Raw genomic sequence first — 22,116 nt, forward strand, 5'->3', positions numbered from 1 at the left:
ATCAGCCCTGCTCTGTTCTCAACCGCGGTCGACCTCGACGCCGGCAGCTTCCATTTCGTCGAAGGTCCCGCTGAGGTCTTCAGCGATTCCAGCGGTGAGGTCGGCAATCACCGTGGTGTTGTATCCGGCCTGCACGGCATCCAGGGCGGTGGCCTTGACGCAATAGTCGGTGGCCAGGCCAACGATCACGACTTCTTCGACGTCGTGGCTCTGCAGCCAGTCATCGAGGCCGATCGCGTCCTCGTCGAGGACTTCGGCTACGGGAGCGCCAGCTTTCAGGTCGCCCGAGGGGACATCGTCTTCCGGCGCCAGGATACCTTCGAAGCCCGAGTAGGCGGCGGTGTACTGTCCCTTGCGGAAGTACGCCTGGATGTACTCGGGGTCCAGGTCCTCGTGCAGTTCGGCGCCCCTGGTCCGTGCCCGGCAGTGCGGCGGCCAGGACTCGACCATGTCGGGGTCGTCGGAAAAGTGGTCGCCGGGTTCAATGTGCCAGTCCTGCGTGGCAACGATGTGATCGAAGTGCTGCTGGTTGGCGTCCACGTACTCGGTGATGGCCCCGGCTACGTCTGCGCCCCCTTCGACCGCCAGCGTGCCGCCCTCACAGAAGTCGTTCTGGACATCAACGATGATCAAGGCCCTGGACATCAGTTCTCCTCGTAAATTGTGGGAATGGCCGGCTCGCCGCGCTGCAGGCGGTTCACCACGGGAGGCAGCTCCGCCATGGTGGCCGCGTGCCGCTCCTTGGCGCGGACAACGCCTTCGGGACCTGTCCAGCCCGGGAGGACCTCGCCGTTCTTGACGAATTGATGAAGCAGGGCGCGGTCGTTTCCGTCGTCTTCGGGGCGGTGCCCGATGCCCACCACTTCATGGGTGGCACGGCCCCGTTCGTTGAGTTTGCGGAGGGCATACTTGCGTCCGCCGACGCTCGCCTTGTTCTTGGCAGCCTTCGCTACCGAGATGAACTCTCCGGAATCATTGGTGCGGCTGACCAGCTTGTAGACCATGCTCGCGGTCGGAGCGCCGGAGCCTGTGACCAGCGAAGTTCCCACGCCATAGGAGTCTACGGGGGCGGACTGGAGGGCTGCGATGGCGAACTCGTCCAGGTCCGAGGTCACCACGATGCGCGTGTTGACGTTGCCGAGATCGTCCAGCAACTGGCGGACCCACTGGGCCTGGGCAACGAGGTCACCGGAGTCCAGGCGTACGGCCCCGAGCTTGTCGCCAGCGAGTTCGACGGCGGTCCGCACCGCCGTTTCGACGTCGTAGGTATCCACCAGGAGGGAAGTTCCCGGACCGAAAGCGGCGATCTGGGCTTCGAAGGCTTCCCGTTCGGTGTCGTGGAGAAGCGTGAAGGAGTGTGCTGCGGTGCCGACCGTCTTGATGCCGTAGCGGCGGCCGGCCTCAAGGTTGGAGGTGCTGGCGAAGCCGGCAATAACAGCGGCGCGGGCTGCCGCCGTCGCCGATTCCTCCTGGGTGCGCCGGGAGCCCATCTCGATGCACGGGCGGCTTCCGGCCGCCGAAGTCATGCGTGACGCAGCCGAGGCTATGGCGCTGTCATGGTTGAGGACCGAGAGGACGAACGTCTCGAGGATGCAGGCCTCGGCGAACGTGGATTCCACGATGAGGATCGGGGAGTTGGGGAAGTAGGCATCGCCTTCTGCATAACCCCAGATGTCGCCGCTGAACTTGTAGTCGGCAAGGTAGTCCAGTGTTTCCCTGTTCACTACCTTGTTCTGCTCCAGGAATGCGAGCTCGGCGTCGCCGAACCTGAAGTCCGCGATGCCCTCCAGCAGGCGTCCCGTGCCGCCCACCACACCGTAGCGGCGGCCGTCAGGCAACCGGCGGGCAAAGGCTTCAAACACTGAGCGGCGATGGGCGGCACCCGAGTGCAGGGCGGCCTGAAGCATCGTCAGTTCGTAGTGGTCTGTATACAAGGAAGTTGCGGGGTGGTCCCACGACGCGGCTCTACTCACGAATTCACTCTAGTGCGAGCCGCCATAGAATGGACAGATGAGCCCTAGCGTTGCGTTTGGCACGGACATCGATGAGCGGACGGAAGCTGCAGAGCAAACGTCCACCGATGTCCTGACGGCCCCTGATGTCCCTTGGAACCTTGTGATCTGGAACGATCCCGTCAATCTGATGAGCTATGTGAGCTACGTTTTCCAGAGCTACTTTGGCTATTCAGAGTCGAAAGCACACAAGTTGATGATGGAGGTCCACAAGAAGGGCCGCTCCATCGTTGCGTTCGGAAGCAAGGAACAAGTGGAGCAGCACGCAGTGGCCATGCACGGTTTTGGACTGTGGGCCACTGTGGAAAAGGCCGCAAACGGAAACGAAACACCTGGAAAGGGCGGCCGCCAGCGTGGCTAAGGCATTCAAATATGGGCTTAAGGGCATCACGGGGCACCTTGAGCCGGCCGAGCGTGATCTCCTCCGGGGCTTGCTGGACGACGTCATCTCCATGCTGGACCCCGAAGTACGGGAGAATGAAGACCCGCTGGCTGCTCTCATCGGCCTGGACATGGACGTCAAGCAGCCAAGCGACAGGGCCCTCCTGCGGCTCCTGCCGAACGTATTGAAGGACGACGACGGCGGCTCGCTGGAGTTCAGGCAGCTCACCGAACGCTCTGTCCGGGAGAGCAAGATCGGGGCGCTGCGGGCCACGGCCATGGGCCTGGACAAGGAAGACCTGGTCCTGACCCCGGAAGAGGCGGCCCGCTGGTCCACCGCGCTCAACGACGTCCGGCTGGTACTCGCCGAACGCCTGGACATCCGCGATGAGGCCGATGCCGAACACATCCACAGCATGCAGGACTGGAGCCAAGCAGAGGACGTGGAGAGCTATTTGGCGTTGGTCTACAACTTCACCACGTGGCTCCAGGAGTCCCTGGTGCAGGCCATGATGTCCGCCAGGCAGGCGAAATCCTGACCACCGGGGCCCGGTGCCGCTCCTGCCTTGTGACACATAAGACACGAGGCGGAGGCCACACCTGATGGCCGCACCCCACGGGAAGCCTTATTCTCGAATAATCATGACTTCAGCATCGGGTTCACCAAGCGGCGCTCCGGGCAGTAGCGCTCCCATCGGCACAGGCGGAGCTCCTAACGGCACTGGCGGAATCGTGGGATCGCGCCCGATCGGCATTTTCGACTCCGGCGTGGGCGGCTTGACGGTGGCGCGGTCGATCATCGACCAGCTGCCCAACGAATCCATCCTGTACGTCGGCGATACCGCCAACGGTCCATACGGCCCCCTCCCCATTGCAGAGGTCCGCGCCAATGCCCTGGGCGTCATGGACGAACTGGTGGACTCCGGAGTGAAGCTCCTGACCATTGCCTGCAACTCGGCGTCGGCGGCCGTGCTTCGGGACGCACGGGAACGATACACCGCCAGATACGGCATCCCCGTCATCGAGGTCATCCAGCCGGCTGTGCGTCGGGCGGTTGCGGCAACCCGTTCCGGCAGGATCGGGGTTATCGGAACCTCGGCCACGGTGGGTTCGCGGGCTTACGAGGACACCTTTGCCGCCGCTCCGGACCTCACCATCACCTCGGTGGCCTGTCCGGCTTTCGTGAGCTTCGTGGAGGCAGGCGTGACCACTGGCCCTGAGCTCCTCGCGGCCGCCAACGAGTACTTGGCACCGCTCAAGCACGCAGGGGTGGACACCGTGGTCCTGGGATGCACGCACTACCCACTGCTGACCGGTGTGATCTCCTTTGTCATGGGTGAGGACGTCACGCTTGTTTCCAGTGCGGAAGAAACTGCGAAGGACGTCTACCGCGCCCTGGCAACCCACGGCATCCAGCGCACCGAATCGAGTGCCCCAAGCCACGAATTCATTGCTACGGGAGACGCTGCACAGTTCGAGACGCTGGCCCGCCGCTTCCTGGGACCGGAAGTGCTTTCCGTGAAGCATGTGGACCACGTGGCGGCACAGTATCCAACCGGCAGCCTGGCGCGGATCACGCCCGAAATGCTGGAAGCGGCAAAGTCCGGTGCCGGCCTGGCCCGCCGCTCCTATTTCGTGAGCCCTGACGACACCGCGGATGCGGCCGTGGGGCGTGGCTTGTGAAGCTGACCATCGTTGGATGTACCGGTTCCTTCCCGGGGCCGGGCTCGCCGGCGTCGTGCTACCTCGTGACCGCACACGACGGCGAACGCGAGTGGAAGATCGTCATGGACCTCGGGAGCGGCGCCCTGGGCGCCATCCAGCGGTACACCGACCTGGAGGACATTGACGCGATCTTCCTCACGCACCTGCACCCGGACCACTGCATGGATCTCTGTGGGCTCCACGTCGCTGTGCGTTGGAAGCCGGGCGGCTGGGGACGGGACCGGCTTCCTGTATGGGGCCCTGCGGCCACCGCAGACAGGATGGCTACCGCTTACGGGCTGGACCTGGACCCTGGCATGCACGAGGAATTCGACTTCACCAACTGGACTGAACTCAAACCGGTTACGGTCGGACCCTTCACAGTGACGCCCTTCGCAGTCAACCACCCCGTCGAAGAGGCCTACGCCTTGCGAGTCACAGCCACCGAGACGGGCAAGGACGGCGTCGCCGTCACCAAAACGCTGACGTACTCAGGGGACACCGATTCCTGCCAAGGCCTGGAAGACGCCGCCCGGGGATCCGATCTCTTCCTGTGCGAGGCGGCGTTCGAAGAGGGCCGGGACGACGACATCAAGGACGTGCACCTCACGGGCAAGCGCGCCGGCGAAGCCGCGACAAACGCCGGAGCCAAGCGCCTGCTGCTCACGCACATCCCAGTGTGGACCTCCCAAACCAAGGTGTTGTCCGAGGCCAAGCCAGTATTTGCCGGCGACGTCGCCGTCGCTGTTGCCGGGGTCCACTACACCATCTAGCAGGGGCCGGCGTGGGGAGCACGGCCATCGTCGCTAAGCTTGGAGCATGACTTCTGAAGCTACAGCAACACCCGTCATCCGTGCCGATGGCCGGACGCCCGATCAACTGCGACCCATCAGCATCACCCGTGGCTGGTCCAAGCAAGCTGAGGGCTCGGCGCTGATCGAGTTCGGCAACACCCGGGTTCTGTGCACCGCTTCCCTGACTGAGGGCGTGCCCCGGTGGCTCAAGGGTGAAGGGCGGGGCTGGGTGACGGCCGAATACGCCATGCTTCCCCGCGCCACGAACACCCGCTCGGACCGTGAGTCCGTCAAGGGCAAGATCGGGGGCCGTACCCACGAGATTTCGCGCCTCATTGGCCGTTCCCTGCGGTCCATCATTGACACCAAGGCCCTCGGCGAGAACACCATCGTGCTCGATTGCGATGTCCTTCAGGCCGACGGCGGCACGCGTACAGCCGCGATCACCGGCGCCTATGTGGCGCTTGCCGAGGCCATCCGCTTTGCCCGGGAGAACAAACTCATCGCCCGCAACGCCGAGCCCCTGGTGGATACCATTGCTGCCGTGTCCGTAGGCATCATTGACGGCGTTCCCATGCTCGACCTGCCGTACGTCGAAGACGTCCGCGCGGAGACGGACATGAACGTGGTGGTGACGGGATCGGGCAAGTTCGTGGAGGTCCAAGGCACGGCCGAAGGCGCTCCTTTCGACCGCGATGAGCTCAACGCCCTGCTGGACCTCGCGCTGTTGGGCACAACCCAGCTCGCGGCCATCCAGCGCGAAACGCTGGCGGAAGCTCCGTGAGCGCCGAGGCGGCCGGCACCGAACCGCGCCTCGTCCTGGCCACACACAACAAGGGCAAGCTGAAGGAGCTTCGGGAACTGCTGCGGGGCCAGGTGCCAGGTCTCGACGTCGATACCCAGGTTGTGGACGCCAGTGCAGTGGGTGGGCCGGATGTTGCCGAAACAGGGGTCACGTTTGCCGAGAACTCGCTGTTGAAGGCCCGCGCCGTAGCAGAAGCAACCGGCTTGGTGGCGATTGCCGACGATTCCGGCCTGGCCGTGGATGTACTGGGCGGCGCCCCGGGCATCTTCTCAGCCCGCTGGTCGGGCCGGCATGGCGACGACGACGCCAACCTGAACCTGCTCCTGGCGCAACTCTCCGACGTCCCGGATTCCCACCGTGGTGCAGCTTTTGTCTGCGCCGCGGCCTTGGCGGTGCCCGGAGCTGATGGTGTTGCGCACGAAACCGTGGAGTACGGCCAGCTCGAGGGGACGCTTCTTCGCGAGCCCCGCGGTGAAGGTGGTTTTGGGTACGACCCCGTGCTGCAACCCAACGGAATGGACCGGAGCTGCGCGGAACTGAGTTCGGAGGAGAAGAACGCCATCAGCCATCGCGGCCAAGCGTTCCGGGCATTGCTTCCCGCCATAGTCTCGGCCCTTTCCGTCGCCGGACGGCAGCCGGAGTAGTCCCAGGCATCCGGGCACAGCTGCAATGCAAAAGGCACCCCGCGATGCGGGGTGCCTTTCTGCTGTGGAGCTTTTGACGTGTTGCCGGAGCCTAGTGCCCGCTGGGCTTTCCGTTGTCGTGCTCGTCGATGAACTCTTCCACGGGATCGGTGCCTGTGGCTGCGGCTTTGCGCTTCGCCAGGAACCCGCGGGTGACCTCGATGATGACCGGGATGACGGAGATCAGGACGATGACGATGAAGATGATGTCCAGGTTCTTGCTGACCCACGGGATGCGGTCACCGAGGACATAACCGAGGAAGGTGACGCCACCGCCCCACAGGACTGCGCCGATGACGTTGAAGATGAAGAACTTCCGCTTGTCCATTTGGGCGACGCCCACGATGACCGGGACGAAGGTACGGATGATGGGAACGAACCGGGCGAGGATCAATGCCTTGCCGCCGTGCTTTTCGAAGAACGCGTGCGCGCTCTCGACATTTTCCTTCTTGAAGAGCCTGGAGTCAGGGCGGTTGAAGATCGCCGGGCCGGCCTTTGAACCGATGAGGTAACCCGTCTGGTTGCCGATGATGGCCGAGACGATGATCAGGCCTGCAAGGGCCCAGATGTTGAACTTGATGGTGTCGGTTGCCACCAGGAGGCCAGCGGTGAAAAGCATGGAATCGCCCGGAAGGAAGAAGCCCACCAGCAGGCCCGTTTCGGCAAAGACGATGCCGCACACCAGGAGCACGACCCAGGGCGCCAAGGCGGGGTCGGCCAGGAAGATCTGGGGGTTGAGCCAGTCAGGCAGGAACGAAGCCATAGACGGCTGAACCGGTCCTGCACCCCCGAAAGTGGATACGGCAAGGTCGCTCATCGCAGAAAAGATCACCCAACAAGCCTACTTGACGGCCGTCGTTGTATTTTCAGTGGGTGGACGGCCTGCTATGCCAGTCGAGCTGGCAACGGACGGCCTTTTCCGGCTGTAACCTTGTCCAGTGGCATTGGACTTTACGGCGATCGACTTTGAAACAGCCAACGGCTTCAGGGGGTCCCCGTGTTCGGTGGGCCTGAGCAAGGTCCGCGGGGGAGTCGTAGTGGAGGAAGCCTCGTGGCTGATGCGCCCACCGGAGAACCATGATCACTTCGAATTCCACAACACCCGTATTCACGGCATCCGCGCCGAAGACGTAGCGGGACAGCCAAGGTTCGGAGAGCTTTTTCCGGAAATTGGTGCCTTCATCGGTGACGATATCCTCGCAGCGCACAACGCAGCCTTCGACCTCGGAGTCATCAGGTCCGGGCTGGAAGTCTCAGGCCTTGCCGGACCTGCCTATGACTACGTTTGTACCGTCATGCTTTCCCGCCGCTGCTATTCGCTGGTCTCGAACTCCTTGCCGTACGCGGCCGAGGAAGCCGGAGTACCGCTGGTGAACCATCACGATGCCGCAGAGGACGCCCGCGCCTGCGCCGGAATCCTGGTGGACATTGCCCGGCGGAACAACGCCAACAGCATCGCTGAACTGTATCTTTCCCTGGGCCTGGACCTTCCCAAGCAGCCCGCTTTCGATCCCGCTTACGGATTGTCGAAGGCAACGATGTCGGCCCTGGCTGCCCGAACCGGCGCCATGCTCGAATCGGCCCCGGCTCGGGCTGCCGGGGCGCCCGGCGGTTGGTCGGCTTGGCCGGAAGAAGGCCCCAATCCCTTGCCGAACCCGGCAGCAGAACCCGGGCATCCCCTCTTCGGGCAGACCGTGGTGTTCACCGGGGACCTCGCCATCACCCGTCCGGAGGCGAAGTCGCGGGCTGCGGACATGGGTGCCCGGCCCGAAAGCCGGGTGACCGCCAGGACCACCGTGCTGATAGTCGGGGACGGATTCGTCGCAGGTGACCTTCGCGCCGGGCGCCTGACAGGCAAGGCAAAACGGGTCTTGGAACTCCACGCAAAGGGCCAGCAGATAGAGGTTGTGTCCGAAGGCGAATTCCTGCAGATGGTTGGCGGGGCCTGAGGCCGAACGGTCACAGTGCGCAATAATGCTTCCCGCCGGTGGAACAGCGCTCCTAGCCTTGGTACATGTCCAAGCAACCCGTTCCGGCCACCGTCGCGGCACCACCAGCCAAGGGGCAGGCAGACCGTGGTGTTCAGTGGCGCACTGTTTTCGCCTTCCCGAACCCGGTCAACGAGTACGCAGCCCGGATCACCGCCGGCCTGGTGGTGTTGCTTGCCGTTGTGACCCTCCTGACTGCATGGGGCTGGGGATTGGTCGCCTTGGCAGCCGGTTTTTGGCTGCGAGTGCTGTTTGTCCCCGGATTTCCCCGCTGGCCCTGCTGTCCGTCAAGGTCCTGGCCCCACGGCTTGGCCCGGCAAAGCTCGTTCCCGGTCCTCCGAAGCGCTTCGCCCAAGGCATCGGGGCAGCTTTGACCAGTGCCGCCGTCGTGCTGTTCTTCACCGGCTTCCAGCCGGCGGCATGGGTATTGCTCGCGTTGTTGATCGTGGCAGCTTCGCTGGAATCATTTGTCGGTTTTTGCCTCGGTTGCGCCATTTTTGGATTCCTGCAGCGCCGGGGCCTTGTTCCCGCCGATGTGTGCGAGGCATGCAGCGACATCGCGGTTCGCGCTTCCTAGGGTCCGTCAGCCGGTGGTGACGGCAAGCAACCGGTCTGCCATGCCGCGAATGACCTCGGGCGCTTCCAAGGCGTCCAGCCAGTCCGCGGGCAGGCACTGTTCGCCATAAAAGGCACCCAGGATGTTTCCTGCGATGGAGCCTGTGGAGTCGCTGTCGCCGCTGTGGTTGATGGCGACGGCTACCGCATTCCGGAAGTGGTGGGCGGGGTCCTCGCCGCTGGTGGACAAAACGGCGTAGAGTCCGACGGCGAGTGCCTCCTCAGCGACCCACCCCTCACCGAGCGCCGCGGTCAGCTCTTCGGGACTCAATGCCGTGGGCTGGGCGGACAACTGCAATGCCGCTTCCAGTCGTTCGGCGAGCTCCGCTGCCTTCGTGGGGACATTCTCCAGATAGGCGAGTGCTTCCGTGGCTGCGTTTCGGATGGTGCTTCCGGCAACGATGTTGTGGATCAGCAAGCTGAAGGCGGCGGCGCTGAGTCTCGCCGAGGGATGTCCGTGCGTCAAGGAAGCCGCATCTGAGCTGAGTTTGTAGACGGCATCCGGCGAAATGTGGGGTATCAGGCCGAAGGGTGCCGAACGCATTACTGTGCCGCATCCCTTGGAGTCCGGGTTGACCGGCCTGGCCACCGTTCCCATCTCACCGGAGGCGAGCCCACTCAGGCAGGCGTTGCCCGGTGCGCGGCGATGCCGGAGCACGTCCTGGGCGTCGATCCATCGGGGCTGCGGCGCGGGTGCCGACGAGGAAACCTCGACGTCCTGCGTTGCAAGCCACCGCAGATAGGCGAGCCACAGGCAAGCGATCTCATCGGCCGCCACCCCGTCGTTGGCCCATTCGAGTGCCTCCACCAGGCCGTCCACTGTGTAAAGCGTCATCTGGGTGTCGTCCGAAAAGTGGCTGCCGCCGTCGAGCTGCGCGAAGGAGAGCAGGCCAGCGGAACCGTAGCGTGCCCGAATGGCCGCCATGGAGTCGAACTCCACGGCGTATCCCAGAGAATCGCCCAAGGCCCCACCCAAAAGGCAGCCGTGAACGCGGGAATTGAAGGACGGCGCGGCGGGGGAGATTGCTTCAACACTCATGCCAGTAACTTACCGTGCCTGTGAAGCGCCGCTGATATGGTGGGGACGCTGCCGTGCGCTGAGAAAGTTGGAGAGATAACGTGCGTGAACCTGCTTGGCGACGAACGGGCAAGACTCCTGACTACCGGTTCTCGATGGCCAACGAACGCACCTTCCTTGCCTGGATCCGCACATCGCTGGCTTTGCTTGCCGGCGCCGTCGCCGTCGACCAGTTGGCACCGAATATTGCGCCGACGCCGGTCCGCTTGGTTTTGTGCGTGTTGCTCGCCCTTGTTGGGGCCGGGCTCGCGGCCCTGTCCTACCGCAGATGGGGCCAGATGGAAGCTGCGATGCGGCAAGACCAAGCACTGCCTTTCTCGCGCGTGATGCTGTTCATGACCATCGTGGTTGCCTTGGCAGCTTTCGCTTTTGCCGTACTGATCCTGGTGGCCCGTTGACCCTGTTGCCTGCACTGATTCCGGTGCAACGGTGAACGCCGACGGTCCGGACTTGGCCCGGGATTCCGGACTGCAACCTGAACGGACCACCCTCGCCTGGCGAAGAACCCTTATCTCCTTGGTAGTTGTGGACCTGTTCATTTGGCGGAGCTGGCTCACGTCCGAGCCAACGCGCGCCATCATCGTCGCCGGCCTGCCCGGGCTCGACTATCAAGGGATCTGCGCCCTGGTGGCTGCGGCGGCAACGATTGTCCTCGCCGCAGTGGTGTGGGTGCGCTCGCGGCAACTTCAAGCCGGTTTCGAGGCGGCCTCCGCGCGGCTGGTTTTGGCCAGCACGCTGGCCGTCCTGGGGCTTGGTGCAGCTGCAATCGCGGCCATCGCCCTGGGCGGATAAGCTCAGGGGTAGCTTTGAACACTTCCGGTCCGCACCAGGCCAAGGCGTCGTTCCCCGCCCCATCCAGCAACCGTCCAGACTTGGCTGGCAAAATGCCCAAGGTGCCCGGCGAGTTTGAAGGCGCTCGCCAAGTGACCCCGGGCACTGCCACACCAGCTTCCATTCCGACCGTAAGGACCCGTTCCACATGACCTCTTCTGTGCAGGCCGCTCCCGATTCCCAGCCGGGACTCCTGACCCGGTTGTCGGCTGAAGCCCTGGGATCGTTGTTCGTGGTGCTCGTGGCTGCGGGTGTATCGATTTTCTCGAACCCTTCCGGGGCACCCTTGCCTGCGGCCCTCGCCACTGGGCTGACCGTTACTGTGGCCATGCTGGCGTTCGGCCACGCCTCCGGTGGACATTTCAACCCGGTGGTCACTCTGGGCAACCTCATTGCCGGACGCATCCGGCCCGTGGCCGCGGTGGCGTACATCGCAGCGCAGGTCATCGGCAGTGTGGTCGGTGCGGCCCTGGTCTACATCGTGGTGACAATGGTGCCCGTACTCACTGATGCGCGTGCGGCCTTCGGGTCCGCAGCAGCCGGCTTCGGGGAGCACGCTGTGGCGCAGACCCAGATGGCTGGGGTGCTGCTGGTTGAAGTTGTTGGCTCCGCCCTCCTTGTTGCGGTCTTCCTGGGCGCCACTGCCGGACGCCGCGCGGTCCCATCCATGGCGCCGTTCGCAGTCGGACTCACTGTCGCCGTATTGCTGCAGTTCGGCCAGGTTCTCGGCAACCTCCCGTTCAACCCGGCGCGCGCAACCGCCCAAGCTTTCTTCAGCCCCTCATGGGCCCTTGAAGGACTGTGGCTTTTCTGGGTGGCTCCCCTGATGGGTGCGTCCTTGGCAGGACTGGCTTTCCGGGGTTTCCAAGGGTTGTCCCAGGCACCTGCTGCAGAGCCCCAGAGCGGAACTGATGCCATCAACGATGACTTTGACGCTGGATCCGGGGTCCCGGAGGAAGCTAAGGACGCCGAAACCGGAACAGCCCCGCAACCGCTTCCGGCGACGCCGGCGAACGACGATGCCCGCGACTTCTTCGACGGCAGGAAGGGCTAGCCAACCCTAAGGGCCCGACGGCGGACGGCTTGCCTCCGCTTTTTTGTCGGTGCCCCCGGTTAGCTTGGAAATATGCGGTTACTCCATACCTCGGACTGGCATTTGGGCCGGTCATTCCACGGCGTGGGCATGCTTGATGCCCAACGCGGCTTCGTGGATCAACTGGTGGCTTTCGTCGAGGCCGAATCAGTGGACGCGGTGCTCATAGCCGGGGATGTTTATGACCGTGCCCTGCCGGGGCTGGACGTCGTGAAGCTGCTCGATGACGCTCTTGTCCGTATCACCCGTGCAGGTGCAACCGTAGTCTTGACCAGCGGTAACCACGATTCCGCCATCAGGCTGGGATTTGCGTCCAGGCTTCTGGAACGCGGAGGAGTCCATGTCAGGACCCGGGTGGAGGAGCTGGATGTCCCGGTACTCTTGCCTGCCGGTCCGGGTTCACAGGCCGAGGTCGCCATTTATGGGATTCCCTACCTCGAGCCCAGGTTGGTGGCAGAGCGGCTGGGCGTGGACAACGCCAGCCACTTCGATGTCACTCAGGAAGCCGTGGAGCGTATCCGGCGCGACCTCGAGCGGCGCCGTGAATCCGGTGATGTCCATCCTGTTGTCCTGGCGCACACGTTTGCCAGCGGAGGTATTACGTCCGAAAGCGAACGGGATATCAGCATCGGAGGTTTGGGCGCAGTACCCCTGGACCTGTTCGAGGACTTCACCTACACAGCGCTGGGCCATCTTCATGGAAGGCAGGAGCTGGCTGCCAACGTCCGGTATTCCGGTTCGCCGTTGGCCTATTCGTTCTCCGAAGCCAAGCACCGGAAAGGCGCGTGGTTGGTGGACATTGGCCTGGACGGAGCCACCAATGTTCAGGAAGTCCACTGGGAGGCACCCAAGGCCCTGGCCGTCTTGAGGGGAAAGCTGGAGGATTTGCTGGCCTCGGATGACTACGCCTGGGCAGAAAGTGCTTATTGCCAGGTCACCCTCACCGATGCCGAGCGGCCGCCCCAGGCCATGGAGAAACTCCGCTCACGGTTCCCGGAAACGCTGGTCCTTGCCTTTGACCCGGAAGGCTTCGAGGCAAAAACGCGGACAAGTTACAGCAATCGCCTTGCCGAAGCTGAAAGCGACCTCGACGTATGCTGCGGCTTCCTGGAACATGTCCGGGGTCGAGAGCCGGCCGAGGCAGAGGTAGCTGCGATGCGCGAGGCCCTTGAAGCCGTGCGTTTGGAGGAGGCGGAACTGTGAGAATCCATCGCCTGGAAATCGAAGCATTTGGGCCATTCGCCACACCGCAGCACATCGACTTCGACCAACTGAGCGCGCAGGGCCTGTTCCTGCTTAATGGTGCAACCGGAGCCGGCAAAACGAGCATTCTGGATGCCATCTGCTTCGCCCTGTACGGATCCGTGCCCGGCGCCAGGCAGGAAGGTAAGCGGCTTCGCAGCGATCATGCCCTTCCTGGTGCCGAACCCCGTGTCGTTTGCGAATTTTCAGCGCGGGGGAGGCGCTTCGAGGTCACCCGTTCACCGGCGTGGGAACGCCCGAGTGCCCGCGGCCGGAAAGGCTTCACCACCCAGCAGGCCAAGACGCTCCTTCGGGAACGGGTGGCTGGCAGTTGGGAAGAAAAATCCTCCAGGAACGATGAAGTCGGAGCCGAGCTTTCGGATGTCCTTGGCATGGACCGCGACCAGTTCACACGGGTAGTGATGCTGCCCCAGGGCGACTTCGCGGCATTCCTGAGGTCCAAGGCGAGTGACCGCCTGGATCTCCTCCAGAAGCTCTTTGGCACCGAACGCTTTGAAGCTGTGGAGCGGAAACTCGCCCTTCAGGCCGCAGACGCGGCCAAGGCTGTGGAGGAAAACGCCGCGGAACTGACCATGCTCTTGGACAAGGCGGCTTCCGAGCGGGACCAGCTCGGTCTGCCTGATGCCGGTGACGGGGCAACGGTGGCGGACCATGACGTTGCTTCGCCCTCCCCGATCGAGCCCGGGCTGTGGCTGGCTGGCCTGGAAGCCCAGGTTGACGCGGAATGGAGCCGTCGTCAGGAACTCGCCGGGGAGGCAGAGTTGCTGTCCACCCGACTCAGCGCAAAGCTGAGGGAGGACCAGGAGAAAATGCTGCGGCATGGACGCTTGGCTGCAGCCACACAGAGACGCGTCTTGCTTGAACTTGCTGCCCCGCGTGCTCTGGAGAACAGGGAATTGCTAGAAAAGCACCGTCGCGCTGCTGCTCTGAAGGGCCAGCTCGACGCCGTCGATGCGACAGAGCGCAAGTACAAGGCGGCCGATGCCCAGGTGGCCCGGCTTCGGGAGCGGTTGACCGAAGCCAGCCTTCAAACGGCAGATCCGATGGCGGCCTTGGAAAGAGTCAAGGCATCGGTGGCCGTTCTAGAGGCGAGGCTTCCCGATGAGCAGCACCTTGAGGAAGTCGCTTCACGGCTGGCTTCGCAGCAGGAGGAAGCCGCTCGTCAGCGGACGGCAGCTGAAGCGGCGGCAGCCGCCCTCAAGCAACTGCGCGAGGACGCCGCGCACCTGGAAGCCCGGATGGAACCCCTGGCTTCCGTGGCGGGCCAGGTGGCTGAGGCGGAACGCGCTGCTTCGGCAGCCGCAGAGCTGGTGCGCATCGTATCGCGCTACTCGTCGGCCGCTGCTGAGCTGGAAGATCTGACCGCGAGGCATCTCGAAGCGCGGTCGGCCGCCCAGGATTCCAGGCAGGAGTGGCTCGACGTCCGGGAACTGCGGCTGGCCAATGCTGCCGGTGAACTGGCAGCCTCGTTGGAAAGCGGAGAGCCCTGTGCGGTTTGTGGAAGCAAGGAGCACCCGGATCCAGCGTCCGCAGTGCGCACTGCCCTTACCCTGGCACAGGAGGAAGAGGAAGCAAAAGCCCGCTTTGAAGCCAGTGAGGAGACGCTGGCCGGCTTTGCTGAACAGCTTTCCTCTGCGGCCCGGATTGTCGCGGGCCTGGAAGCCCAGGGCGGCTCGATGGATGCCGCGGAAGCCGATGATCGCTTGGCCGGCGCCCAAGCCGCCGCCACTGCCGCCAAGGAGGCCGCCGCACTGTTGGACGAGCTCCGGAGCCGCCATGGGCAGGTCGCCAAGCGACTGCTCTCAACGCAGGAGGAACACGCAGAACTCCTGAGGGCCGAAGGCCAGGCTGCGTCCAGCGTCCTGCTGCTGCAGGAACAACACACAGCGCTTGAAGCCGGGTTATCGGCCTTGCGGGACGGTTTTCCCAGCCTGCGCGATCGTTTGGCGGCTGTGTCAGCGGACTGCGACCTTCTTCAAGCCGCAGCCGACGCCAAGGCCGGGCTGGCGCATGCGGAAGAAGCCAAAAACGATGCGTTGGCCTCCTTGGAAAATGCCCTCGGCGAGGCCGGTTTTTCCACAGCCGCCGAAGCCCGCCGCGATCTTCTTTCCCCTGGGGACGTTGTGGGCCTTGAGAAAGACGTGGCAGATTTCGACGCCGAAGCCGCCCGGCTGGATGAACTGTTCGCCAATGAGGAGCTGGCCTTGGCAGCCAAGGAAGTCAGTATTGGCGAACTTCCGCTTCCTGAGGCGGAGCTCGCGGAGTCAGGCCGGCAGGCAACCACCGCTGCCGGGGATGCCCGCGCGGCGGCACTTGCAGCAGGCATGGCCGGCAAGTCGGCGGAAGCTGTGCGGAAAATACGTGCAGCGTACGAAGCCCTCGCGGAGGCCGGGAAGGAACCGCGGAATCGTGCCCGTATTCTGGCAGAGCTGGCCTATACGGCGCGGGGATCAGGCGATAACGGATACCGGATGAGCCTGAATACCTACGTCCTGGCCGCTCGCCTTGAGCAAGTAGCCCTCGCTGCCTCCGAACGTCTCGTGTCCATGAGCGATGGCCGCTATACCTTGCAGCACACGGATGCCAGGGCCGCCCGTGGCGCGAAGTCGGGCCTCGGTCTGGAAGTCGTGGACGAATGGACCGGCCAGCGGCGCGACACCTCCACGTTGTCCGGCGGGGAGTCCTTCATGGCCTCGTTGGCCTTGGCACTTGGCTTGGCGGACGTCGTGCAGCAGGAGGCCGGCGGCGTTGACATCGAAACGTTGTTCGTGGACGAAGGCTTCGGAAGCCTCGATGAGCAGGCGCTGGAGCAAGTGATGGACGCCTTGGAGGGACTGCGCGACGGCGGCAGGGTAGTAGGCCTGGTCAGTCACGTGGCGGAGATGAAGCAGCGCATCACCAGCCAGCTTCAGGTGGTAAAGGGGCGCCAGGGTTCCACCGTGCTGTTCGCTGAAGCTGTTCCCGCCTGACGGTGATCCGATAGACTTATTCCGTTACACCGGGTCACGCGCATCGGGAGGAGGGACGATGCGCACACTTTAGCGAACCCGGATTAATGGAAAAATCTACTTTGGCCTCCAAGCCCGATTCCCTGGCGACCCCTCGCCGCTCACGTTTGCCAGGCCGTTTCGCGCGGCTTCCGGAATTGGCCGGACCTGGCTTCCTGCCCTTGGGGCTGTTCGCCCGGCTGCCACTTGCCATGTTGACCGTGGGCACTCTGACCCTGGTCACGGCAGTCAGCCATTCATACGCCATTGGTGGCATGGCCGCTGGAGCTGTTGGTATTGGCTCCGCCCTTGGGGCGCCGGTCCTGGGTTCACTGGCGGACCGCGCAGGGCAGCGGGTTGTACTTCTTGTCGCAGCAGTGGTCAACACGCTCGCCGTTGCCGGACTTCTTGCCGCGGCCTACCTCACCCCAGGCTACGGTTCAGTTGCCGACGCCGTCGGAGTTCTCATTGCCGCCTTCCTGGCTGGCGCCAGCTGTCCCCAAGTGGGCCCTATGGCCCGTGTCCGTTGGATGGCGTTGACCACCAGAAATCTTTCACCGGCAACAGCCGGGGGCGGCAGGAGTGTTGCCGCCAACCGGGCGGACCTTGATACTGCCCTGTCATATGAAGGCACTGCGGATGAAATCACCTTCGTCCTGGGGCCGGCCCTGGTGGGGCTGCTTGCCAGCGTGGTGGCGCCTTGGCTGCCGCTGGCATTGGCAGCCGCATTGACCATCACCCTTGTTCCTGCCTTTGCCGTCCACCCCAGCCAGCAAGCCGTGGTGCCGGCACCACGCCGGCCAGTGTCCGGCGTCGAAGGCTCCGGAGAACAAACAACAGCGCTGCGGCGCCGCGAGCGTTGGGCCGGCGCCGTAGTGGCCGTGCCCGTGGTTGCAATGGTGTGCATGGGCACCTTCTTCGGGGCCACCCAAAATGCGCTTAGTGCCTACTCCGCGCAGTATGCAACGGCCGAACTCGCGGGACTGCTGTACGCGGTGATGGGCCTCAGCTCAGCCGTTGCGGCCCTGTCCGTCGCATTCTGGCCACAACGCTTCAGCCTGGCGTCGCGGTGGGTGGCCGCCGCACTCGCGATGACCGCATTGTCTGTGTTGTTGATCCTCCCTGCCGGCATCTGGCCGATGGTGGCAGTCCTGCTGCTCCTTGGTATCCCGGTGGGGCCGGTGATGGTCACGGTCTTCAGCATCGGTGGTGTGGTGGCTCCGGCCGGGCGGATGGCAACGGTCATGACCGCCCTCGCCAGTGGAATCGTCGCCGGCACGGCGTTGGGCGCCTATTTGGCAGGTCAACTCGCGCAAACCCAAGGGTCCGCTGCGGCCTTTACCGTTTCCATGGCGGCCGCGGGCTCTCTCTTGCTGCTGGGCCTGGTCACGGCCCTTGTGATGAAGCGCCGGCCTCAGTCGTAGCCGTTAGTGGTTGTTGCGGTACCCGGTGGGGGAGTTCCCGAACGCGGCGCGGAAGATCCGGCTGAAGTGGGCTGCATCCGTAAATCCCCACCGGGCCGCGATCGCCGTGACCGGTCGGTCTGCAAGTACGGGGTCCATGAGGTCGCGCCGGCAGCGTTCCAAGCGCCTTTGCCTGATGGAGGAAGCCACCGTGGTGCCGATTTCCTGGAAGAGGTCGTGCAGGTGCCGGGTGGAAATGTAGTGCGCCGCCGCGATGGTGCCGGGGGAGAGACCGGGATCGCCGAGATTGGCCTCGATGTAGTCGTGGATGCGACCCAAGAGAAGTAGGTGGGGGTCACGCCCTGTTTCGATGAGTTGGTCGAGTTCGCCGTTGAACAGCGTCGTCACCAGGTCAAGGGCATTATGAACCAGCCGCAGGCCGTTGGTGCCCGAGAGGGCTTCAAGGTTGTCCGCCAGCCTCACCAGGAAGGGGCTGATGAGTTCGCCCAGGCCCTCGTCGCCCGGTATCCGAAGAGCGGTCACGTGGCCCATCGCCTCTGCCGGCAAATCGAGCAGAACGTGGGGGAACATCAGCACCAAGGTGCGGAAGTCGTCGTCGAAAGTGAGCTGGTAGGGACGGGAGGTGTCGTAGATGGAGAGATCGCCCGGGCGAAGCACGGCTTCCCGTTCGTCCTGGACCAGCCGACCCGATCCCGCGAGTTGGATGCTGAGCTTGAAGAAGCGTCCGGTGGATCCGGCGATCAGTTCAGGCGTGCGGTGGACTGTATGGGGACCCGCCGTTATTTCCACCACTGAGATCTGGCCCAGCACACGGGCCCGCATCACGCCATGGAAGGATGCGTGCTTGGGCCCTGTGGCCGCAAGGGGAACAAAGGACGCCGAGATGGCCCGGCTCCACTCCTGGAACGAGTCCGCCACGACTGTTTGGACTGTTGCGGGGTCCGTGTGAGCTGCGACGGTCATCGGACTCCCTTCGTGAGCTTGCCCACGATTCTACACCGGTCCCATGCGTCGGAAGGGGCATGCGTGCACTGACAAATACCCTGCCGTGTGAGACAAGTCACGCGATGATCCCGCGGTGGAAGATTGCTGAAACACTACGTGCCGCGCAATCTCCCGTGGCACCGAGGCAGGAGCACACTATGAGCGTGGACAACCCCGTAAAGGGCAGGACTGCACGGACCGTCAGCACCAAGCGGCGGCTGGGCGTACCGGCAGTGACCTTCATGATTATCGCGGCCTCGGCGCCGCTGACAGTTCTGGCAGGTGGCGTAACCACCACATTCGCCGTCACAGGAGTAACGGGGGTGCCGCTCTCATTCCTGGTGTTGGGCGCAATCCTGGCGTTGTTTGCCGTTGGCTACGCGGCCATGAGCCGCTATGTCACCAACGCCGGAGCCTTCTACGCCTACATTGCGCAGGGCATTTCCAGGCCCGCAGGCGTCGGTGCTTCCTTGGTGGCCCTGATGGCCTACAACCTGATGCAGGTGGGCATCTACGGCCTGTTCGGATTCACCGTCTCCTCCCTCCTTTCCGCCCGACTTGGCATCAGCGTTCCGTGGTGGATTCCCGTGCTGGTGTGCATCGCGATTGTGGGATGGCTGGGGGTGAACACGGTGGACCTGTCCGCAAAGGTGCTAGGGGTCCTGGTTGCCCTTGAGTTCCTTGTGGTCATCGTCTACGACGTCATCAGCCTCGCCGTTGCCCCCGAAGGAGTCAGCGCCGTGGCGTTCAGTCCAGAGAGCCTGTTCGTCCCGGGCATCGGCGCAGTTTTGTCCTTTGGCATCGCCGCCTTCATGGGTTTTGAATCAGCTGCCATCTACGGGGAGGAATCCAAGGACCCGCAGCGCACCGTCGCCCGGGCCACCTTCGCCGCCGTGGCAATCATCGCCGTGTTCTACGCGGTGTCGGCTTGGGCCATGACGGTAGGAGCGGGCCCATCGGCGGTCATCGAGACAGCCGTCACCAGCGGCCCGGACATGATTTTCGCCTTCCTGGGCACCAACGGTGGCGTACTGCTTAGTGACATCGCCCAGATCCTCTTCGTTACCAGCCTCTTTGCCGCACTCGTCAGTTTCCACAATGCCGTGGCGCGCTACTTCTTCTCCCTCGGCCGTGAAAGCGTGCTGCCCGCTGCCCTGGCCAAGGTGCGCACCGACAGCGGTGCACCGTACGCAGGATCGTTGGCGCAGACGGTGATCGCCGCCGTCGTGACCATCGGCTTTGCCCTCGCCGGTTCCGGATCCGAACTTGGCGAACTGTACCCGGTGCTGACCATGTTCACCTGGCTGACCAACAGCGGGGCCATGGGGCTGGTGCTGTTGATGGCAGTAGTGTCCGCGGCCGTGATCGGCTTCTTCCGCCGGAACAACCACGGCGCAAGCCTGTGGGTGAGGGTCATCGCTCCTTCGTTGGGCCTTGTGCTGTTGGCTGTGGTGTTGGTTCTGATCGTGACCAACTTCAACGTGTTGCTGGGGCAGACCGAGTCCACAGCCGCAACGTTCGTCCTCCCCCTTCTGGTTCTGCTTCCCGGAATGGTTGGCATCATCTGGGGTTTGCGTCTCCGGCGGACCCAACCGGCGCTGTACGCCCGGATCGGCCACGGCGCGGAGGACTGATACCCGTTACCCAGGGAAAACAAGGAAAGCCCCGGCATCCGCCGGGGCTTTCCTTGTGCCAGCGCTGGATCAGGCGTGCCAGTGCTGGATCAGCTGGCCGGGTCAAATCCCGGGGCGTGCTGGGTGATGCTGATCAGCCGGCCGTGCGCCCCGAATGTGAAGTGTACGGGGGTGGTGCCGGCCTCGTCCCAGCCAAAGAGGCTGCCGTGGGACCGGATGGCGTGGGGATCGCGGTGGTCGGCGATGGTGACCGAGCCGCACGGAATGACTTTCTCCCGCCACGTGAAAACGAAGATTCCCGGCCGGACCTGGAACACGGTGTTCGAGTCTGTATCTGCCAGCCCGCGTTCCGGGCCTGCAAGGCACTGCCAGGTGTACCAGGTGGGGCTGAGGTAGATGTGCTCGTAGGCGTGCGATTCACTGTAGACCCATTCGACCCGGCGGCCGATGAGCCCGGTGCTTTCTGCTATTTCCGTGCCTGTAGCGTTGAACCCGTCCAGTGTTCCGGCGCGGAAGTCATGCTGGACGGCCACGCTGGAAGGCGTGGCCCTGCCGAGCGTTGCGCCAATGTAGAGCGCCCTTCCATTGGCAAGGTCCAGAATCAGGGAAACGGCCTGGTCCGGCTCCACCGGGCTGTGCCATTGGGCGTAGTACAGGTCTTCGGCAACGGCAAAGGCCTCGTACGGTGCCGTTCCTGCGTGGCCGGCGGCAGCCCACTGGACTTCTTCGTCATCGAAGCTGAACGTCATGGGGCCCCCTTCGCTGCGTACGGCGAACTGCTGTCCGGCAAGGTCTTGCACGGCAGGGGCTTTGTTGGCATCGAATCCGGGCGCCAGCCCGTCAAGCGGAAGCCAGTTGGCGGTGTCAAGGAGATTCAGGCTCATGGGTTCCTTCTGGTGCTCTCAGAAGGACCGGACGGGGTGTCCGGTCCCTTCCTTCGAGTATTCAGTTCCCGTAGCCGGCGGTCTTGTGCTGTGGGGCACGTTGCTTGACCTGGAAGGAAAGATTCAGGCCAGCTGGCTCTCTATCCGTGCTGCGCTCGCCGCCAGTGCCGCTCCCACGGCGTCGGCGTCCTGGTCCAGGCGGATATAGACGACGGCGATCGCTGCCGGACGTCCGCCCGGAACCTTGATGGGCGCGGCGATGGAGGACAGGCCCGCGACGACTTCGTCGTGGCTGGTGGCGTAGCCGATGCGGCGGGCTTCGTGGGCTTCGGGCCGGTAGGGGTTCCCAGCGCCCACCTGCTGCCAGCGCTCTTCGGTCATGGTTGATTGGATGGCGATGCCTGGGGCACCTGTGCTGACCGGGTGGCGGCTCCCCGGGTGCTGGGCCAGGGCCGCGCCTGTGTGGCGTGGTTCAACGGTGACCAGGGTGACGCATTCCTGGTGGTCCCACACCGCGATGAAAGCCGTCATATGGAGGGTGTTTGCCAGTTGCGTAAGTTCTGGAAGGGCAGCGGTTTGCAGGTTCCGGGAGACGCCGCTGGCCAGGACCGAGAGCCCGGGGCCGGGCTGGACCCGCCCGGAGTCGTCACGGACCAGCAGGGAGTGGTCTTCCAGGGTCCTGAGTATCCGGTACGCGACGGAGCGGTGCACGCCCAAGGCCTCGGTGAGTTCCCCGATGCTGAGCGGACGGTCGGCGGCAGCCAGGATCTCCAGGGCGCGGATGCCCCGGGAGAGTGTTTGCGACGGCGGGACTTGCGCCCCCGCTTCCTGCTGGCCCTTGACGCCGCTGCGTGGATTCATGCGAACCATCCTATGTTGGCGGCGTGGCGGAGGGGCTGTGCTTTGGATCACAAGCTGTAGTATTGTTTCCTAACTGACCGTTCTGTCGGTTAATG

The 22,116-nt window shown here is 64.1% G+C and carries 21 protein-coding genes and 1 pseudogene; 15 read left to right on the plus strand and 7 right to left on the minus strand.

Annotated features, from left to right (window positions below):
* Nucleotides 1-18 precede the first annotated feature (18 nt).
* Together AB0N72_RS12225 and AB0N72_RS12230 are read right to left on the minus strand one after the other, a co-directional pair.
* Nucleotides 19-645, minus strand: coding sequence for an isochorismatase family protein (locus AB0N72_RS12225; protein ID WP_363930652.1), 627 nt, complete (start codon nt 643-645; stop codon nt 19-21).
* Complete coding sequence (locus AB0N72_RS12230; protein ID WP_363930653.1) at nt 645-1,973, minus strand: nicotinate phosphoribosyltransferase; 1,329 nt, start codon at nt 1,971-1,973, stop codon at nt 645-647. Before AB0N72_RS12230 ends, AB0N72_RS12225 begins: the two co-directional genes overlap by 1 nt.
* Nucleotides 1,974-2,010: 37 nt before the next feature.
* On the opposite strand from AB0N72_RS12230, the gene clpS reads away from it, so the two are divergent.
* The 6 genes from clpS (at nt 2,011) to rdgB (ending at nt 6,340) form a co-directional block, all read left to right on the plus strand.
* The gene (clpS, locus tag AB0N72_RS12235) at nt 2,011-2,373 is read left to right on the plus strand and encodes an ATP-dependent Clp protease adapter ClpS (RefSeq protein WP_363930654.1); all 363 of its coding nucleotides are present in this window, start codon (nt 2,011-2,013) and stop codon (nt 2,371-2,373) included.
* Nucleotides 2,366-2,932 carry a DUF2017 domain-containing protein gene (locus AB0N72_RS12240; protein WP_363930655.1) on the plus strand — a complete coding sequence of 189 codons (567 nt, stop codon included), beginning with the start codon at nt 2,366-2,368 and terminating at the stop codon, nt 2,930-2,932. The genes clpS and AB0N72_RS12240 overlap by 8 nt, the downstream gene beginning before the upstream one ends.
* Before the next feature lie 64 nt (nt 2,933-2,996).
* The gene (gene murI, locus AB0N72_RS12245; RefSeq protein WP_363930656.1) at nt 2,997-4,076 is read left to right on the plus strand and encodes a glutamate racemase; all 1,080 of its coding nucleotides are present in this window, start codon (nt 2,997-2,999) and stop codon (nt 4,074-4,076) included.
* Nucleotides 4,073-4,870: an MBL fold metallo-hydrolase gene (locus tag AB0N72_RS12250; protein ID WP_363930657.1), complete on the plus strand. Its 798-nt coding sequence runs from the start codon at nt 4,073-4,075 to the stop codon at nt 4,868-4,870. Before murI ends, AB0N72_RS12250 begins: the two co-directional genes overlap by 4 nt.
* A gap of 46 nt (nt 4,871-4,916) precedes the next feature.
* Nucleotides 4,917-5,675, plus strand: a complete 759-nt coding sequence (gene rph, locus AB0N72_RS12255; protein WP_315973348.1) for a ribonuclease PH — start codon at nt 4,917-4,919, stop codon at nt 5,673-5,675.
* The gene (gene rdgB / locus AB0N72_RS12260; protein ID WP_363930658.1) at nt 5,672-6,340 is read left to right on the plus strand and encodes an RdgB/HAM1 family non-canonical purine NTP pyrophosphatase; all 669 of its coding nucleotides are present in this window, start codon (nt 5,672-5,674) and stop codon (nt 6,338-6,340) included. Before rph ends, rdgB begins: the two co-directional genes overlap by 4 nt.
* 91 nt (nt 6,341-6,431) lie before the next feature.
* On the opposite strand, the gene AB0N72_RS12265 is transcribed toward rdgB, so the two are convergent.
* Nucleotides 6,432-7,196 (minus strand): VTT domain-containing protein, encoded by a 765-nt coding sequence (locus tag AB0N72_RS12265; RefSeq protein ID WP_363930768.1) that lies wholly within the window; start codon nt 7,194-7,196, stop codon nt 6,432-6,434.
* Nucleotides 7,197-7,317: 121 nt separating this feature from the next.
* On the opposite strand from AB0N72_RS12265, the gene AB0N72_RS12270 reads away from it, so the two are divergent.
* Together AB0N72_RS12270 and AB0N72_RS12275 are read left to right on the plus strand one after the other, a co-directional pair.
* Nucleotides 7,318-8,328 (plus strand): exonuclease domain-containing protein, encoded by a 1,011-nt coding sequence (locus AB0N72_RS12270; RefSeq protein ID WP_363930659.1) that lies wholly within the window; start codon nt 7,318-7,320, stop codon nt 8,326-8,328.
* Nucleotides 8,329-8,393: 65 nt separating this feature from the next.
* A pseudogene (locus tag AB0N72_RS12275) lies at nt 8,394-8,944 on the plus strand (DUF4395 domain-containing protein).
* A 6-nt stretch (nt 8,945-8,950) separates the two neighbouring features.
* On the opposite strand, the gene AB0N72_RS12280 reads toward AB0N72_RS12275, so the two are convergent.
* Complete coding sequence (locus AB0N72_RS12280; protein WP_363930660.1) at nt 8,951-10,021, minus strand: ADP-ribosylglycohydrolase family protein; 1,071 nt, start codon at nt 10,019-10,021, stop codon at nt 8,951-8,953.
* Nucleotides 10,022-10,101: 80 nt separating this feature from the next.
* Here AB0N72_RS12280 and AB0N72_RS12285 point away from each other — a divergent pair, with 80 nt between their 5' ends.
* The 6 genes from AB0N72_RS12285 (at nt 10,102) to AB0N72_RS12310 (ending at nt 17,658) form a co-directional block, all read left to right on the plus strand.
* Nucleotides 10,102-10,458, plus strand: coding sequence for a DUF202 domain-containing protein (locus AB0N72_RS12285; RefSeq protein ID WP_363930661.1), 357 nt, complete (start codon nt 10,102-10,104; stop codon nt 10,456-10,458).
* Between the two features lie 31 nt (nt 10,459-10,489).
* Nucleotides 10,490-10,852: a DUF202 domain-containing protein gene (locus tag AB0N72_RS12290; protein ID WP_363930662.1), complete on the plus strand. Its 363-nt coding sequence runs from the start codon at nt 10,490-10,492 to the stop codon at nt 10,850-10,852.
* Between the two features lie 187 nt (nt 10,853-11,039).
* A complete protein-coding gene (locus tag AB0N72_RS12295; protein ID WP_363930663.1) occupies nt 11,040-11,945 on the plus strand; it encodes an aquaporin in 906 nt (301 codons plus the stop codon).
* A 72-nt stretch (nt 11,946-12,017) separates the two neighbouring features.
* Entirely contained in the window at nt 12,018-13,187 is a 1,170-nt protein-coding gene (locus tag AB0N72_RS12300) for an exonuclease SbcCD subunit D (RefSeq protein WP_363930664.1), read from the plus strand.
* Entirely contained in the window at nt 13,184-16,216 is a 3,033-nt protein-coding gene (locus tag AB0N72_RS12305) for an SMC family ATPase (RefSeq protein ID WP_363930665.1), read from the plus strand. Before AB0N72_RS12300 ends, AB0N72_RS12305 begins: the two co-directional genes overlap by 4 nt.
* Before the next feature lie 86 nt (nt 16,217-16,302).
* Nucleotides 16,303-17,658: an MFS transporter gene (locus AB0N72_RS12310; RefSeq protein WP_363930666.1), complete on the plus strand. Its 1,356-nt coding sequence runs from the start codon at nt 16,303-16,305 to the stop codon at nt 17,656-17,658.
* A 3-nt stretch (nt 17,659-17,661) separates the two neighbouring features.
* Here AB0N72_RS12310 and AB0N72_RS12315 read toward each other — a convergent pair whose 3' ends face one another.
* A complete protein-coding gene (locus AB0N72_RS12315) occupies nt 17,662-18,621 on the minus strand; it encodes a helix-turn-helix domain-containing protein (RefSeq protein ID WP_363930667.1) in 960 nt (319 codons plus the stop codon).
* A gap of 179 nt (nt 18,622-18,800) precedes the next feature.
* Here AB0N72_RS12315 and AB0N72_RS12320 point away from each other — a divergent pair, with 179 nt between their 5' ends.
* On the plus strand, nt 18,801-20,276 hold the full coding sequence (locus tag AB0N72_RS12320; RefSeq protein WP_363930668.1) for an APC family permease: 1,476 nt from the start codon (nt 18,801-18,803) through the stop codon (nt 20,274-20,276).
* A gap of 89 nt (nt 20,277-20,365) precedes the next feature.
* On the opposite strand, the gene AB0N72_RS12325 is transcribed toward AB0N72_RS12320, so the two are convergent.
* On the minus strand, nt 20,366-21,160 hold the full coding sequence (locus AB0N72_RS12325) for a MoaF C-terminal domain-containing protein (protein ID WP_363930669.1): 795 nt from the start codon (nt 21,158-21,160) through the stop codon (nt 20,366-20,368).
* 123 nt (nt 21,161-21,283) lie between these two features.
* The gene (locus AB0N72_RS12330) at nt 21,284-22,021 is read right to left on the minus strand and encodes a helix-turn-helix domain-containing protein (protein WP_363930670.1); all 738 of its coding nucleotides are present in this window, start codon (nt 22,019-22,021) and stop codon (nt 21,284-21,286) included.
* Between the last annotated feature and the right edge of the window lie 95 nt (nt 22,022-22,116).

It is taken from the genome of Paenarthrobacter sp. NPDC089307 (genome assembly GCF_040685055.1).
In the GTDB taxonomy this organism is placed as follows: Bacteria; Actinomycetota; Actinomycetes; order Actinomycetales; family Micrococcaceae; genus Arthrobacter.

Bases quoted from the DNA above. Each gene is read 5' to 3' on its own strand.
- AB0N72_RS12330 (WP_363930670.1), bottom strand. From the start codon at position 22,021: ATGAATCCACGCAGCGGCGTCAAGGGCCAGCAGGAAGCGGGGGCGCAA.
- AB0N72_RS12325 (WP_363930669.1), bottom strand. From the start codon at position 21,160: ATGAGCCTGAATCTCCTTGACACCGCCAACTGGCTTCCGCTTGACGGG.
- AB0N72_RS12280 (WP_363930660.1), bottom strand. From the start codon at position 10,021: ATGAGTGTTGAAGCAATCTCCCCCGCCGCGCCGTCCTTCAATTCCCGC.
- AB0N72_RS12300 (WP_363930664.1), top strand. From the start codon at position 12,018: ATGCGGTTACTCCATACCTCGGACTGGCATTTGGGCCGGTCATTCCAC.
- AB0N72_RS12265 (WP_363930768.1), bottom strand. From the start codon at position 7,196: ATGAGCGACCTTGCCGTATCCACTTTCGGGGGTGCAGGACCGGTTCAG.
- AB0N72_RS12295 (WP_363930663.1), top strand. From the start codon at position 11,040: ATGACCTCTTCTGTGCAGGCCGCTCCCGATTCCCAGCCGGGACTCCTG.
- murI (WP_363930656.1), top strand. From the start codon at position 2,997: ATGGCCGCACCCCACGGGAAGCCTTATTCTCGAATAATCATGACTTCA.
- AB0N72_RS12310 (WP_363930666.1), top strand. From the start codon at position 16,303: ATGGAAAAATCTACTTTGGCCTCCAAGCCCGATTCCCTGGCGACCCCT.
- AB0N72_RS12320 (WP_363930668.1), top strand. From the start codon at position 18,801: ATGAGCGTGGACAACCCCGTAAAGGGCAGGACTGCACGGACCGTCAGC.
- AB0N72_RS12315 (WP_363930667.1), bottom strand. From the start codon at position 18,621: ATGACCGTCGCAGCTCACACGGACCCCGCAACAGTCCAAACAGTCGTG.
- rph (WP_315973348.1), top strand. From the start codon at position 4,917: ATGACTTCTGAAGCTACAGCAACACCCGTCATCCGTGCCGATGGCCGG.
- AB0N72_RS12225 (WP_363930652.1), bottom strand. From the start codon at position 645: ATGTCCAGGGCCTTGATCATCGTTGATGTCCAGAACGACTTCTGTGAG.
- clpS (WP_363930654.1), top strand. From the start codon at position 2,011: ATGAGCCCTAGCGTTGCGTTTGGCACGGACATCGATGAGCGGACGGAA.